The organism is Ruegeria sp. G7, from assembly GCF_056535465.1.
The window spans coordinates 396,048-411,470 of record NZ_JBQFIL010000002.1 but is presented as its reverse complement, the minus strand read 5'-3'; the positions used below and the strand labels follow the sequence as shown (position 1 = coordinate 411,470).

The 15,423-nt window shown below is 58.2% G+C and carries 13 protein-coding genes and 1 pseudogene; 4 read left to right on the top strand and 10 right to left on the bottom strand.

Going from position 1 to position 15,423, the window contains the following annotated elements; translation table 11 throughout:
- From ACR3EN_RS18690 to ACR3EN_RS18670, 5 genes are all read right to left on the bottom strand, one after another.
- On the bottom strand, positions 1-1,002 hold the full coding sequence (locus tag ACR3EN_RS18690; protein WP_480820326.1) for a branched-chain amino acid ABC transporter permease: 1,002 nt from the start codon (positions 1,000-1,002) through the stop codon (positions 1-3).
- Complete coding sequence (locus ACR3EN_RS18685) at positions 999-1,925, bottom strand: branched-chain amino acid ABC transporter permease (protein ID WP_480820328.1); 927 nt, start codon at positions 1,923-1,925, stop codon at positions 999-1,001. Before ACR3EN_RS18685 ends, ACR3EN_RS18690 begins: the two co-directional genes overlap by 4 nt.
- Before the next feature lie 80 nt (positions 1,926-2,005).
- Positions 2,006-3,169, bottom strand: a complete 1,164-nt coding sequence (locus ACR3EN_RS18680) for an ABC transporter substrate-binding protein (RefSeq protein WP_480820330.1) — start codon at positions 3,167-3,169, stop codon at positions 2,006-2,008.
- Positions 3,170-3,262: 93 nt separating this feature from the next.
- A complete protein-coding gene (locus ACR3EN_RS18675) occupies positions 3,263-3,826 on the bottom strand; it encodes a 3-hydroxyanthranilate 3,4-dioxygenase (protein WP_480820332.1) in 564 nt (187 codons plus the stop codon).
- 142 nt (positions 3,827-3,968) lie between these two features.
- The gene (locus ACR3EN_RS18670; protein ID WP_480820334.1) at positions 3,969-4,922 is read right to left on the bottom strand and encodes a dihydrodipicolinate synthase family protein; all 954 of its coding nucleotides are present in this window, start codon (positions 4,920-4,922) and stop codon (positions 3,969-3,971) included.
- Between the two features lie 144 nt (positions 4,923-5,066).
- Between ACR3EN_RS18670 and ACR3EN_RS18665 the strand changes: the two genes are divergently transcribed.
- The 4 genes and pseudogenes from ACR3EN_RS18665 to ACR3EN_RS18650 all read left to right on the top strand — a co-directional run.
- Entirely contained in the window at positions 5,067-5,837 is a 771-nt protein-coding gene (locus ACR3EN_RS18665) for an aspartate dehydrogenase (protein ID WP_480820336.1), read from the top strand.
- A gap of 9 nt (positions 5,838-5,846) precedes the next feature.
- Positions 5,847-6,812, top strand: a complete 966-nt coding sequence (locus ACR3EN_RS18660) for a LysR substrate-binding domain-containing protein (RefSeq protein WP_480820338.1) — start codon at positions 5,847-5,849, stop codon at positions 6,810-6,812.
- A gap of 94 nt (positions 6,813-6,906) precedes the next feature.
- Positions 6,907-8,343 carry an NAD-dependent succinate-semialdehyde dehydrogenase gene (locus ACR3EN_RS18655; protein WP_480820340.1) on the top strand — a complete coding sequence of 479 codons (1,437 nt, stop codon included), beginning with the start codon at positions 6,907-6,909 and terminating at the stop codon, positions 8,341-8,343.
- Positions 8,344-8,510: 167 nt separating this feature from the next.
- Positions 8,511-9,263: pseudogene (locus ACR3EN_RS18650) on the top strand (integrase core domain-containing protein); the annotation flags it as partial.
- A 421-nt stretch (positions 9,264-9,684) separates the two neighbouring features.
- Here the strand turns inward: ACR3EN_RS18650 and ACR3EN_RS18645 are convergent.
- From ACR3EN_RS18645 to ACR3EN_RS18625, 5 genes are all read right to left on the bottom strand, one after another.
- Positions 9,685-11,298, bottom strand: a complete 1,614-nt coding sequence (locus tag ACR3EN_RS18645) for an N-acyl-D-amino-acid deacylase family protein (protein ID WP_480820342.1) — start codon at positions 11,296-11,298, stop codon at positions 9,685-9,687.
- 9 nt (positions 11,299-11,307) lie between these two features.
- Positions 11,308-12,597 carry a TRAP transporter large permease gene (locus ACR3EN_RS18640; protein ID WP_480820344.1) on the bottom strand — a complete coding sequence of 430 codons (1,290 nt, stop codon included), beginning with the start codon at positions 12,595-12,597 and terminating at the stop codon, positions 11,308-11,310.
- A complete protein-coding gene (locus ACR3EN_RS18635) occupies positions 12,594-13,133 on the bottom strand; it encodes a TRAP transporter small permease (protein ID WP_480820346.1) in 540 nt (179 codons plus the stop codon). Before ACR3EN_RS18635 ends, ACR3EN_RS18640 begins: the two co-directional genes overlap by 4 nt.
- Before the next feature lie 57 nt (positions 13,134-13,190).
- The gene (locus ACR3EN_RS18630) at positions 13,191-14,189 is read right to left on the bottom strand and encodes a TRAP transporter substrate-binding protein (protein ID WP_480820348.1); all 999 of its coding nucleotides are present in this window, start codon (positions 14,187-14,189) and stop codon (positions 13,191-13,193) included.
- Positions 14,190-14,430: 241 nt separating this feature from the next.
- Positions 14,431-15,369 carry a LysR substrate-binding domain-containing protein gene (locus ACR3EN_RS18625; protein WP_480820350.1) on the bottom strand — a complete coding sequence of 313 codons (939 nt, stop codon included), beginning with the start codon at positions 15,367-15,369 and terminating at the stop codon, positions 14,431-14,433.
- Between the last annotated feature and the right edge of the window lie 54 nt (positions 15,370-15,423).

Below are 15,423 nucleotides of genomic sequence, written 5' to 3'. Positions count from 1 at the left end.
CTACTCCTTCGCCCGGAACAGCAGGCCGTAGATGCCGGATTTGGCAAACAGCACGATCAGGATCAGGATCGGCCCCAGCACAAACCGCCAGTGTTCGCTGAGCGGGTCCAGCCCGATGGAATGCAGGATCAGGGGCAGGAACTCTTCCAACAGCAGAAAGACGATGGTGCCCAGCACCGGGCCCAGCAGGGTGCCGATGCCGCCCAGAATGACCACGATCATCAGATCGCCCGACCGGGTCCAATGGGTGAGGGCGGGGCTGACGAACTCGGTGTGGTTGGCCGAAAGCGCCCCGGCCAGCCCGGCCCCGGCCCCGGCGATGACAAAGATCAGCAGCTTGGCGGTGTAGGGCTGGATTCCGATCGAGGACAAGCGCGCCTCATTCTGGCGGATCGCTTGCAGGGTGCGGCCGAATTTCGACGCCACCAGCCTACGGCAGAACCAGAAGAAAGCGATCAGGCAGGCCAGACAGAAATAGTAGAAGGATATGCGATCATTCAGGTCCAGCCCCGGCAGGGTATTCCGCCCGTCAAACATCATCATACCGTCATCGCCGCCATATTTCTCAAGCGACACGAACAGAAAGAACAGCATCTGCCCGAAGCTGAGCGTGATCATGATGAAATAGACGCCCTTGGTCCGTAAGGACAACGCACCGATGGCCAAAGCCACAAGGGCGGACAAACCCACCGCCAGCGGCAGAACGATCAGACCGGACAGTGTGCCCGGCAGGCCAAAGAACGTGTCGCCCTCGTACGCGTGGAAGGACAGGATGCCGACCGTATAGGCTCCGACCCCCAGAAACGCCGCGTGGCCAAAGGATACCAGCCCGGTATAGCCGATCAGCAGGTCAAGGCTGATGGCGGCGATGGCAAAGATCACAAGACGGGTGGCGGTCGAGATCAGGTAGGACGATCCCGCCGCCTGCAGCAAAAATGGCAGCACCAGCAGGGCCAGTACGCCAAGGGCGAAGACTTTGGGCAGGTGACGTTCGCTGATCATGAGGCCCGTCCGGCAACCGGGAACAGCCCCGTAGGTTTCAGTACAAGCACGATCACCATCAGCAGGTAGATCGACATCGAAGACAGCCCCGCCGCAATCCCGCTGGCAGAGGCTGGGTCCAGAAACGCGCCGAGGATTGAGGGCAGAAATGACCGCCCCATCGTATCCACGATGCCCACGGTCAACGCCCCGAACAGCGCGCCGCGGATCGATCCGATGCCGCCGATCACGATACAGACAAAGCACAGGATCAGCAGGTTCTCACCCATACCCACCTCGACCGAGGTCAACGGACCCGCCATCGCTCCGGCCAGACCGGCGAACATGGCGCCCACGACAAAGATCGCAGTGTTCAGCCCGTCGATATTGACACCCAGTTGCTGCACGATCTCGCGGTTGGTGGTGCCCGCCCGGATCTGCATCCCGACCCGCGTTCGGGTGATGATGAACCACAGGATGGCCGCGACGATCAGGCCGGAAGCAATGATGGCCAGCCGGTAAAGCGGGTACGAGAACACGCCGAACAGCTCGACACTGCCGGACAGTGCGGCAGGCACGTCGACAAATTGCGGCGTCCGGCCCATCAGCATTGTGGTGCCTTCGTTGATGAACAGGATCAGCCCAAAGGTCGCCAGCACCTGATCCAGATGATCGCGGGTGTAGAGGGGTCGGATGATCAGGACTTCTATGAGAAACGCGGCGAGCGCGGTGATCGGCAGGCACAGGATCAGCCCGATCCAGAACGACCCCGTCGCACCCGAGATTAACGCAACCGAATAGGCTCCGATCATGAAAAGTGAGCCATGGGCCAAATTGATGATGTTCATGAAGCCAAACACCAGCGTCAAACCGGCTGAGACCAGAAACAGGAACATGCCCAGCTGGATGCCGTTCAGGAGCTGCTCGAAAACAAGCTGAGACACGTCTTGGGGTACCTGCTGGGATAGGGTGTGGTCAGGGCCGGCGTATCGCGGACAGGCCGGCCCCTGTTTTCAGGCTGCGATCACAGCTTGCAATCACCGACATAGGCGTCTGCATGATCCTCGGCGATGATGCCGGTGGTCTTGTTGCGGAACTGGCCGTCTTCCTCGACCACTACACGGCTATACCAGTTCTGAACCGGGTGGTTGTTCGAGTTGAAGCGGAACGGGCCGCGCACCGAGTCGAAATCGGCCGCACGCAGGGCCTCGCGGAAGCCATCCATATCTTCGGTCACCTTGCCGCCCGTTGCCTTCAGCGCGCTAGCGATCAGACGCGCGGTGTCATAGCCTTGGCTGGCATAGACGGTGGGCAGGCGGTCATATTTCTCTGTAAACCCGGCGACAAATGCTTTGTTTGCCTCGTTGTCCAGGTCATGATTCCAGTGCGACGAGTTGGCGACGCCCACCATCGCTTCGCCCACTGCACGCAGAATATTGATGTCTGACGAGGGTGCAGCCAATACCAGCGGAATTTCATCCCGCAGACCCGCCTGATCATATTGCTTCATAAAGTTGATGCCCATGCCCCCCGGCAGGAACTGGAATACCATTTCGGGGTCTGCGGCCCGAATCTTGGCGATTTCGGCGGCATAATCCGTTTGACCCAGCTGGGTATAGGTTTCGCCTATGATCTCGCCATCGAAATAGCGCTTGAACCCGGCCAGTGCGTCCTTGCCTGCCTGATAGTTGGGCGCAAGGATGTAGGCGTTCTTGTAGCCCTGATTGTTGGCGTTGATTCCGGCGCTTTCGTGCAGCGAGTCATTCTGCCAGGAGGCCACGAAATAGTTCTCGTGACACTTGCTGCCCGCAAATTGCGAGGGGCCGGAGTTTGGCGAGATGTAAAAGCGGTCTGCCCGCAGGGTCAGCGGCGCGACAACCGGTGCGATGTTGGAGAAGATGATGCCGGTCATGATCTCAACCTCATCACGCTCCAGAAAGCGCTCGGCGATGGCGCGGCCGTTCTCGGGTTTCAGCCCGTCATCTTCGACCAGAACCTCAACCGGGACGCCGCCCAGGGTGCCGCCTTCTTCGTCAATCGCCAGCATGAAGCCGTCGCGCACATCCGCGCCCAAATAGCCCGCCGGACCGGACAGGGTGGTGATCATGCCGATCTTGAGGTCCTCGGCGACCGCCGCGGTCGCAGACAGCATCAAACCGGCCAATAGCCCAAGTTTTGTGGTCCTCATTTCAGTCTCCCTATTGTTGTGTGCTGCGGTTTGGCGCTTTTTTGTATGAACTTTATGCGCTCTGTGATTTATTTCAAGTCTAAACTTTCAAGCTTAAAGCTTTACCCAGCCTTCGGGCGGTTTGCCTTTGCCGGGGTGCATAGTGCCGCACTTGGGGCAGGTGCGTGCCTCGGGGCTGTTGTGGAACGCGTCATAGATCTTGGGCAGGGCGGTGACGATCCCCTCGGGGCCATCAAGCGCCACCTCTTCACGGTGAACCAGAGCTTCGCAGTTGAAACAGAACCATTCGAAGCCCTCTTTCATGCCGGGCTGGCGCGGGGCTTCGACGACGATGCCGACCGATCCCTCCTGAGGGCGCTGAGGAGCATGGCGGACATGCGGGGGCAGCATGAAAACCTCGCCCTCGCGCACGGGGACGTCATAGATTTTTCCCCCGTCGGCAATTTTCAGCATCATGTCGCCCTTTTGCTGAAAGAACCATTCCTCGACCGGATCATCATGGAAATCGACGCGCGTATTTGGACCGCCCACGACCATGACGATCATGTCGCCTTCTTTGTGCAGCAGCTGGTTCCCCACCGGCGGGCGCAGTTTATCGGCATTGTCTTCGACCCATTTTCTGAAATTGAAGGGTTTCAGCGTCGGATGCAGTGCCATGGTCTCCTCCGGTTGGGTTCGTGTCGCAACGGGACCTTCAGTCCTGATATGAAAGCCTAGAGGAGGGGCGCGCAAGGAAACATTTGTTTCAGGGAAACTGGATATCACCTTTCCTGATAGCTGATACTGGACGGTCCACAGATCAAAGTTGCAGTCCACAAGCTTCAAATGCCGTTGATACCGACGCTTTCTCGGCCTCTGTCAACTCCAACATGGGGTGCCGTACCCGGCCACCAACCTGACCCAAAAGCTCTTGCCAATACTTGCCATGCGCCGTTGGTTTCCCTCCGGGCTTGGTGGTTCGGATCGCATTGCGGACCGGTTCCAGACTGTCGCGCACCCGCCGGGCGGCTTCAAACTGACCGGCAAAGGCCAGCTCTGTGTATTCGTGCATGCGCCGATCGTTCTTTGTCTGCAGCTGATACGGCGGCGACGAGCACAGATAAAGCTGCCAACCCAAGGTCTCGATGTTGTCCAGCCAGTCGTCCTCGGCAGAGGTCGATACCAGTATTCTGTCTCCGGCAATCTGTGTCAGCCGCGTATACATCTCACGCGGCACAGAATACTTGATCGCCATGATATTGGGCAGCTCAGCGATCCGGGCGCAGGTTTCGGGCTCCATCAGGTAGCCGCTGTCGGGGTGGCTCCACATGGCGATACCGATGTCCAGCCTGTCACATAGGTATTTATAGTACTGATACAGAACCTCATCCCGATCGTGGCAAAAGCTCAGCATCGGCGCGTGCACCACTACGTAATCCGCACCGCAGTCCTGAGCGTGACGGCCCAGTTCCAGCACCGTTTCGACCGACTGATCCGAAATGGACATAATCGTCCCGGCCTTGCCTGCGCATTCCTCTACCGCGACGGTCATGTTGCGTTTGCGTTCTTCCAGGGACATCGACCAGAACTCGCCCTGTTTGCCCGCAATGAACAGCCCCTGAATGCCCAGATCGTCAATCCAATGGCGGATGTTACGACGCATGCCAATTTCGTCGAAAGCCAGGTTTTCATCGAACGGGTTGAGGGCAGCAGCCCAGATACCGCGCATGGTCTCGCGCGCGTAAGCTTTGGCTTCGTATTTGGCGTATTGCATCGCGCGGGTTCCCCTGTCTTCGCTTTGGCATAAAGGCGCAGCGTCGCGGTGGATTGCCAATCCATATCTCCAATATAGCTATCCGATTTTTTTATATCCAAACGCTTTGGATTTCAGATATCTGGTTTTCAAACGGGAGGGGCCATGAAGATCGGAGTTATTGGAGAAGGCGCGATAGGACGTTATGTCGGCGCGCAATTGGGTTGTCCGCATGTCCTGCTTGTCCGCGCTGGCAAACAGAGCGCGGGTGGTGACGATGGCGTGCAACGGGTGTCCAGTGTAGCGGCGTTACCGAGCGATACGGAACTGATGGTGGAATGCGCCGGGCATTCGGCACTGATCGAACATGGTCCGGCGATACTCGAACGCGGTATTGATCTGATTACAGTTTCGCTGGGGGCACTGGCCGATGCAGGCAGTCATGAAATGCTGCTGCAGGCCGCGCAGAAGGGTAGTGCGCGCCTCTTACTGGCCAGTGGCGCCATCGGAGCACTGGACTGTCTGGCAGCGGCGCGAGTGGGCGGGCTGAGCGAGGTGATCTATACAGCCAGAAAACCCCCCGCCGGGTGGAAAGGGTCGATTGCCGAAGAGCGGATTGATCTCGACGCTCTGTCCGTGCCTGCAACGCATTTTGAAGGGGATGCCCGGCAGGCGGCGCTCAGCTACCCCAAGAATGCCAATGTCGCGGCGGCAGTGGCACTGGCCGGAGCGGGGTTCGAGGCGACGCGCGTGCGGCTGGTGGCTGATCCGTCGATCACCGCCAATATTCATGAAATCCATGCCAGCGGCGCGTTCGGATCGTTTTCCTTCCGGATTGAAGGTCGCGCCCTGCCGGATAATCCGCGCAGCTCTGCGCTGGCCGCGATGAGCGTCGTGGCAGCGATTGCACGCGAAAAGTCCGACATCGTCATCTGAGGTCAAGCCATGGTCACCCGACACAACCGCATTGTCGATCGCGCCCTGACCCGCCTGAAACTGCGGCAGCTTCGCCTGCTTGTTGCGGTGGGCCAACGCGGCAGCATTCAGAACGCGGCGCGCGATCTGGGCATATCCCAACCTGCCGCGACCAAGATGATTCAGGATCTGGAGCTTGATTTCGAGGTCAAGCTATTCGAACGCACCAATCGCGGTGTCGTGCCCACCGTCTTTGGGGAAACCTTGATACGGCACGGCAAACTGATCTTCGCCCAGGTTTCGAATGCCGCACAGGAGCTGGATGATCTGAATGAAGGCAACAGTGGACGCGTGGTGGTTGGCACCCTGCTTGCCGCATCGCCCGCCTTGATTCCGCTTGCGGTCGAACAAATCCTTCGCGATCGCCCAAAGGTCGCGATCAAAATCTCTGAAGGAACAAACGAGGTGCTGATGCCCGGTCTCTTGACCGGTGAGATCGACATTGTGGTAGGACGGCTGCCCCGCCGCCGCCATCGCGTCAAGATCGTGCAGGAGAAGTTCTTTGACGAACGGGTCATCGCGGTCGTCGGACCCACGCACCCGCTCGCTGCTGCGCAGGCCGTATCCTTCGATCAGCTACAGCCCTTTAGCTGGATACTGCCCCCGGCTGAGACCACGTTGCGGCGGCAGACTGACCAGTACTTCATGAAGCAAAGTCAGTTCACACCCGAAGTTGCCATCGAGTCGGTGTCTTATCTGGCCAACCGGTCCCTGCTGCGCCGCCACGCGTTCATCGGTTTGATGCCCGCGCATGTTGCGGCCCCGGACATCGAGCGCGGCGTGCTAAGCCAGGTCGATTGGGAGGTGCCATTCGGCGCTGGGCCGGTCGGCGCCTCGCATCGGGGAGAGCGATCATTGTCGCCAGCGGGCGCGGCCTTTCTGCACGCCCTGCGCAGCGCAGCGCTCAGGCTAAAGGGAATGCAGGGATTGGGCTGATATCAGTCAAACGGATATCAGTATTTGCTCAATTCAATTGATGCAGGGTGCGCAGGCATGGGATTTTGCCACAACAGGCGAAAACGAGGGCCAAATGAGCATCTATCCGGACCTGCATCTCTATATTGGCGGAGCATGGCGAAAAACGCCGGATTCGCTGCCGGTCCTCAACCCGGCCACCGAAGAGGAAATCGGCCGTCTGCCTCATGCACGGCAAAACGATCTCGACGATGCTCTGGAAGCTGCGGAAGCGGGATTTCGGGTCTGGCGCAATACCGCTCCGCGGGACCGCGCCGATGTTCTGTTGAAAGCAGCCGCTCTGATGCGCGAAAGACAGGAAGAGATCGCACAATCGATCACAGCCGAGCATGGTAAACCCCTGACACAGGCCCGGCTCGAGGTTATTCGCGGCTGTGAGTTCTTCGAATGGGATGCCGGTGAGGCGGTGCGTACATATGGTCGGGTGATCCCATCGGCGCCGGGAGTGCGCTATGTTGTGCATCACCAGCCCATCGGCGTGACGCTGGGTCTGTCCCCCTGGAACTTCCCCATGAGCCAGCCCGCCCGCAAGATTGCCGGGGCCCTGGCGTCCGGGTGTTCCATCATTCTGAAAGCAGCCGAGGAAACCCCCGCAGGGGCGCAGCATATCGTACGCGCGTTTCACGACGCGGGTTTGCCCAGCGGGGTTCTGAACCTTGTTTTTGGCACGCCAGCCGACATCTCGGCCCACCTGATCAGCCAGCCGTCGGTGCGTCTTGTTGCCTTTACCGGTTCAACAGTTGTCGGTCGCCATCTGTCGGGTTTGGCGGCACAGCATGACACACGCGTTCTGATGGAACTGGGCGGGCATGCCCCGGTCATTGTTTGCGAAGATACCGATGTCGAACAGGCCGCACTCAGCGGTGCGGTGCGTAAATATCGCAATGCCGGGCAGGTCTGCACGTCGCCAACCCGCTTTTTCGTACACGAGAGCATATTCGACAGGTTCTTGACCACCTTTGTAGAACGCGCGGCGGCGACGGTCGTGGGCAATGGCATCGAACCCGGCGTGGAAATGGGGCCTCTGGCCAACGAACGCCGTGTGCCCGCCCTGCTTGAACTGATCGAGGATGCGCAGGCACAGGGTGCCCAATTGTGCACAGGAGGAAGCGCTGTCGGCGACCGGGGATACTTCTTGCAGCCGACCGTTCTGGCCAATGTCCCGGACAGCGCCCGCGTGATGCAGGAAGAACCTTTTGGTCCGCTGGCTGTGATCAACCCCGTCGCGTCCCTGGACGAGGCGATCCGAGAGGCAAATGCGGTTCCTTACGGTCTGGCGGCCTATGGTTTCACCAACCGCGCCGATTACATTGATCAAATGACAGAAGAGATCGAGGCCGGGAACATCTCTTTCAACACGCTGGAGGCATCGCTGCCAGAGACACCGTTCGGTGGGGTCAAATCCAGCGGCTCGGGGCGCGAAGGCGGCACCGAAGGGCTGGCGAACTATCAGATTGTCAAGAACATCTCGCACAGCATGAAGATTGTGTAGTACCCGCCTAACTGGGCTCTTGGTTGCAACTGCTCTGCACCGATTACGCGGGAAAACTCAAAAACGGCGATACCACCCAGGCATTCCGGGAACAGACAGAAAACTCTATGCATTGGGTGCTGACGGTTGGACCGGAAGGCAAGAAACTCTCCGAATCTGCAGGAAACCTGAAACTCATTCAGAAAGAGAAAGAACAGATAAGAAAGGCCGTGTCGGATCTGACTTTGGGCAAGCTAATTCTCGCTGTGGCAGCGAAGGCAAACTTTTAAGCTCTGCTCGCTGCCGCGCCTGCTTTGATCGTGTTCGTACTGAGCTGCCTGTCTCGGAACGCCGCCCACGCAGTGTAGGGTGGCATGTGAACGACAAAAGGGCCGAAAGGCTGTTTCGACGAAAAGGGCTGAGAGTGTCACCGAATCAACCAAAGAAAGGGCGGCTCCGGCTCAATGCCGGATCGCGCGTTCGGTTGTGGCATGAACGCCTTGATCCTGTTTTGGTCTTAGGACTTCGTACATTGCCGGGCTGACGGCGGAAAGGCGCTGCGGACGCTAAACATCATTGATCAACACGGCCAAGAACGTCTGGCTGTCCGCGTAGATCGTAATCTGAACTCGGGCAATGGCATCAATGCGCTGGACGACCGGTTTACATTGCGCGGTGTGCCTGCGTTCATTCGGTCTGACGATGGCTGGGTGTTGGATGCTTAAGCTTTACAGGACTGAATTAAAGCCGTCGTCGAAAAGATGGCTTACATCGAAACAGGGTCTCCTTAGGAAAAAGGGTTCTGCGAAAGCTACTATGCCCGATTTGGGGGTGAGTTCTTGAATGGTGAAGTCTTCTAGAGCCTGCGCGAGGCGCGAATCTTCATCGAAAAATTGAGGAAACACTGCGACACGAAACAAACGCACAGCGCATTTGGCTAACGTCCATCAGCCCCTGAAACCATCGTCCCGATGGACCAAAGGCCGTATAGTCAAATTGGACCAATCAGGTGCGGTTGATCAAGGACACATTTCAGAAATCTGCCACCCGTTTCAAAACAAAAATCTTCCGGTTCGTCCACAAATCTGGCTGCTTTCATCGCATCCGCTCCTTTCCTGGCTCGGGATTCATGGCGAAAAATCTAACCGCAAATGACTCGGAGATGGGATTTCAGAGCATTTTCACCTCATAGCGCTGTCGGCGCGCCTTTGGATTTATACTGGATGGTGTATCTCCAGCGTTTCGTCATTTTTGTCTCCCTTCAGAAACTCTGGATATACCGTGGGCAACTGTCCAGTTTTCTGAGATCACTTCTGTTCAACGACAAAACAGCCAAAACAAACGGTAAATATCGCACTCTATCTAACGCAAATCAGCGAATTCGCGCAGCACCCGACCTGAATTGTTGGAAGTGCGCCGGCCGTCCTTCATTGCAAACTGTCCGTTGACCAAAACATGACTGATGCCCGAGGCGTATCGACGAGGGTACTTGGTCGAGACATTACTGGAAATACTGGTCGGGTCGAAAACACAGATATCCGCATGGTGTCCCGCTTTAAGTCGTCCCCGTGCATTCAGCCCAAGACGATCCGCTGGGATCGAGGTGAGTTTGGCGATACCTTGCTCCAGCGTCAGTACTGCCTTGTCGCGCACATAATACTGAAGGAACCGCGCCGCCCAACCATAGCCCGATAGCGAGCCGATATGGTCTTTCAGAATGCCCTCGTTGGCGATAGCCACAGTGTCCGAGATCACCGCGCATTCCGGTTGATCCAAACATAGTTCCACATCCGAGTTGCGGAAGGATTTGGAGGACCACATACAGGCCATCAGGTTCTCTCCTTCCTCCAGCAGGATATCCAGCACCGCGTCATAGGGATGGCAATTGCGCATCCGCCCGATCTCGGCAAAGTCGGCTCCGACGATGTCCTTGTTGACGGTGGCGTTCAGCAGGATGATGTCTGACCATTTCTCGGCCTTGACGATCAGCCACATGGGCTGCGGGTTGGCCTTGATCTTATCGCGGCATTCAGGATCGGCCAGCCGTTTCAGCACATCATCGACTGACCCGGCCTGCGCCCATTTCGGCAGGATCGCGGCCATAAGAGTATGGTTCCAATCATGCGGGATGACGTCAAAGGCGATGTCCACGTCGTGACGGCGGGCCAGGTCGATCATCTCAAGCGTATGATCCATCGCATAATCCGGCGCGCCGAATTTGGGCTGGATATGACTGATCTGCAGCTTTGCGCCCGATTGCCGTGCGGTGGCTATGGCCTCAGCAAAACCCAGATCATAATGCGTGTCGCGGTTGCGCACATGGGTGGCGTAGAGGCGTTTGTACTTGGCCGCAACCTCGCACATCGGCACCAGATGTTCGGGCGCCGCGAGGCTGCCGGGGAAGTATTCCAGACCCGAGGAAAAACCGCCTGCGCCTTCGTCCATGCACTGATCGACCAACCGGGCCATTTCGGCAACCTCCTCGGCCTCACCCGGATGCAGCTGGTCGCCCAGCACTGCGCGATGCACCGTGCCGTGGCCGACAAAGGCCATCACGTTCACGCCCAGATCCGTGGCGTCCAATACGTCCAGATAGTCGCCGAAGCCCAGCCATGTGTCATGCTTGGCCTGATCGGTGTACCAAGGCGCGACGCGGCTGATGTCACCGGGCGTGTTCACGGGCGCGCAGCTGATGCCGCATTGGCCGATCACCTCGGTCGTGACGCCCTGATGCACCTGACTTTCCGCGCGCCCATCGGCGATTAGCGTGAAATCGGAATGGGTGTGCATGTCGATGAAACCCGGTGCGACCACCAGACCTGAGACGTCGATCTCTTGCGCGGCCTTCTGCGCGGCCAACTCACCGGCGGGCAGGACGGCGCTGATGGTCTCGCCTGTGATCGCTACGTCGCCCACATAGCCGTCCTGTCCCGTGCCATCGACGATGGTGCCGCCTTTCAGAACAAGATCGAACATGGGCGCCTCCTATTTCGCTTCTCCGTACAGCCAGTCGGGCAGGAAGGTGGTGAGGTCGGGGAAGAATATCAGGATCACCATGCCGATGATATAGGCGAGGATGAAGGGCAGGACAGCGACGGATATGCGTTCGATGGATATCCCGGATATCCGCGCAGCAACCGTCAGGTTCGCGCCAAGGGGCGGCGTCAGGAACCCGATCTCGCAGGTGATGACGGTGAAGATGCCGAACATCACCGGATCAACACCTAGAGAGCTGACCAGCGGCAGGAACACAGCGGTGAAGAGGACGATCTGGGCCAGTGACTCCATGAACGTGCCGATGAAGATGTAAAATACGCCGATCAGCAGCAGAACGAGGAATTTGTTCTCGGTGATCGAGGTGATGCCGTCCTGCACCGCCGTGGGCACGTCATAGAACGCAGTTAGTTGTCCGAAGGCCAATGTGGGCGTCAGCAGGATCAGGATGCCGGTCAGCAGCGATGTAAAGCGCAGCGCCTCGATCAGCTTTTTGATCGTCAGTTCGCGGTAGATGAAGAAGCCGACAAACAGCGAATAGAACACGGCAACGCCTGCGGCCTCGGTCGGGGTGAAGGCCCCGCCATAGATGCCGCCAAGGATCAGAACCGGCGCGCCGATGGACCATTTGCCATCCCACGCCGCGCGCAGGAAAGGACCCCATGAGAACCGCTCGCCGTCGCCTCCGTACCCGCGTCGGCGAGCGACGATATAGGTAGTGATCATCAGCAGGATCGTGACCATCAGCCCCGGAATCAGCCCCGCCAGAAACAGGCGCGGGATCGAGGTTTCCGAGACCAGCCCGTAAATGATCAGCAGGTTCGAGGGCGGGATCAAGCTGCCCAATGCGCCCGCGCTAGCAGTAATGGCGGCAGCAAAGGGCACGTCGTACCCCTCGCGTTTCATGGCCGGAACCGTGACCGAGCCAATCGCCGCCGTGGTGGCGGGACCCGAGCCTGAGAGCGCGGCAAACAACATGCAGGCAAAGACCGTCACCAACCCCATTGACCCGCGATAGGCCCCCACAAGGTTGGTCGCGATTGAGATCATCCGGGTCGCCATTCCGCCCACTTCCATCAGCCGTCCGGCCAACACGAACAGCGGAATGGTCAGCAAGGGAAAGGGTGTCAGGCTTCCATAGCCGGTCTGCGCCATCAGCGTATAGGGGATATCGATCAGATACAGCGCCAGCGCTGTGGTCAGGCCGACCGAGACAAACAGCGGCACGCCAATGACCGTCAGCAGGACAAAGGCGATGGCCAGGACCATCAGAGCACTCATATCTGATGCTCCTGGTCCTTGGTGGTCGCTTCCCACTCCTCGGCCAGCATACCCGGCAGGCCGTTTCGCCCGTCACGCCACCAGTTGACATAGGTTTGTGCCAGACGGATCAGCATCAGCGCGTAGCCGATCACCAGAATGGTTTGCGGGTAGAACTGATTGATGCCAAGGCTGGGGCTGGTTTCGGGGAACCGCCAGAAGACGGCCAGATAATCCCAACTGATCCGCAGCATGAACAGGCAGAAGAAGGCCCAGCAGATATCGGCGATGAAAATGACGATCTTGCCAAAGCCGGTGGGCAAAGCCTGCACCGCAACCATGATGCGGATGTGGAACCGCTCGCGCACACAGAGCGACGCGCCCATATAGACAGCCCAGACCATGCACATGGCCGCAGTTTCTTCAGTCCAGTGCAGGGCGACCTGAAACACATAGCGCGCCACCACCTGCGCAAAGACCGCCACGGCGATCACCGCCAGACAGGTGCAGCAGATCAGCTCCTCGAAATGCCGTTCGAGCCACTTGAGTGCAGCCATTTTGTCCCTCGTCCGTTTACCGGGCCGAAAAAGGGCGCCTTGTGGCGCCCGGTTTGTTTATTGGGCGGCCGCCTGAATGGCGTTCACCAAGGCAATGAAGTCCTCGCCCCGTTTTTCCGCAAACTCCTGCTGCACGCCCTTCGCGGCTGCGATGAAGTCAGTGCGATCCGGATCGGTGCGGGCCATACCGCCCTCATCAACCAGCCATTGGCGGACTTCTTCCGTTTCGGTGGCGACCTGCGCTGCGAACTCGGCTCCGGCCTCTTCGGCGGCGGCAAGGATTTGGGCGCGCTGCTCATCGTTCAGCTTGTTCATGAAATTGTCGGACGCGAACAGAGGCGCGAAGGCCACGAAATGTTCGAGGATGACCAGATGTGGTTCAAACTCAAAGAACTTCATGTCGCGGATGAAGGAGGTGCCATTGTCACCGCCATCCACCGTACCGGTTTGCAGCGCGGTGGGGGTCTCGGACCACGCCAGCGGCACTGGGTTTGCGCCAAAGGCTTCAAACGTGGCGATCATCACCTCATTCTTGGGCACGCGGATTTTCAGCCCTTCCATATCGGCCATCGTGTTCACCGGACGCACCGAGTTATAGAAGTCACGATACAGCGCCGGACCAAAGGCCAACAGGTGTACACTGGTATCGGCCTGCAGCTGGTCTTTCATCTGTTGACCGACTTCCCCATTCAGCACGCGGTCCAGATGATCTGAGTTCTGGAAGATGTAAGGCAGCACGGTAACGTCCATCAGCGGCCAGTGGGGCGAGACATTGTTGGCCGTGATGAAAAAGCCGTCCACAGTGCCAAGCTGCATCGCCTTGAACGCCTCATCCTCGCTGGAAATCTGGTTACAGCAACGCAATTTGACTTCGATCGAACCGTCTGTGTGTTCGGCTACTTTCTCTTGGAAGATCTTACCAAATCGGCCGTACAGGGACTCTTCAGGCGCACCAAAGCCGACGTTCATCGTTATATCTGCGGCCAAAGCGGATGTGGCGGATAGCGCAAACGCCAGAACCGGCAGCGTTACGTTTCTAAATTTGCTCAGTTTCATAAAGTCCTCCTGGTTGGTCGCGCGTGTTGTCTTGCTGTTTGTTGCCTCGTTCCTTCTTTTGTCTTCACGCAAGGCTAATCCGAGACCGTTGGATTCTGCAAATTCGGATCTGCGATGGCCCTGCCCAGACAGAGCTTGGCAAACCTTCCGCCGGGGTGAGTGTTATGGGAAACGCTACTCAATCCCTATTCACGCAGAAAACACCTGTTTTGTCAGGGTATTCCTACATTTTTTGGTGCAATCAGGTGTCGCTCGCGGCACCGACCGACAAAAGATGGTCAAACCCACCCTGGTCCGCGATCGCGCCGCAGGTTTCCAATACCGCCCGAACCAGCGCTGACCGTTTGCCAGCCCCGGTATAGGCCACTCCGTAAAAGGGCGCGTCCTGAGGCCCCGAGATCGGGCGCGCCACGTATCCGTTTTGACCCATTCGATCCAGGGGTCCGCAGATGTTCAAGATTGCGTAACCCAGATCGGCCCCGACCATGCCACGCAGGACAGATGAACTTTTGGTGGTATGCGCAACGCGCGATCTCAGCCCTTCGGCGATAAAAAGGGCCTCGAAATAATCGGGCGCACCGGGCAGATCCAACAAGATCATCGGCAGATCCGCCAAATCGGACAAGGCGACCTGTGCCTTTTGCGCAAGGGGCGACACATCGGGTATCAATGCAATTGGTGCGGCCCTGAACATCGGCAGAAAAGGTTGTGCCTTGGGTGCGGCGCGACGGTAGGTCAATGCCAGATCAACCACACCGCTGTTGAGCATCTCAGCAATGCTGAGCATATCGCCTTCTTTGATCTCGACCCGGATTTTTGGAAAGTCTTGCGAGATACGTTTGAGGATCGGTGGCAGTACATAAGGCGCCGTCGGGGCATAGCATCCCAGTCGCAGAGTTCCTGCAGGATCACCAGTCAGCGTCAGCACGTCAGATTCGAAGATGCGCGCTTGTTCCAGAAACACCCGGATACGCGCACCGATCTCCAGGCCTTTGTCGGTTGGTACGATGCCCTTGGCGGGCATACGTCGCAGCAATTCTGCCTGGGTGGTACTTTCGATTATATCGATGGCCGCGGTGATCGACGACTGGGAGATGTTCATCTCGACCGATGCACGGGCGATCGACCCGGTGCGCAGGGCCGCCTCATAGTATTGAAGTTGCTTGAGAGTGAAGCGCACAAGTAAACCTGTATTTTTTGTATGATACACTGATACTAATTCTATTTTTCCAAG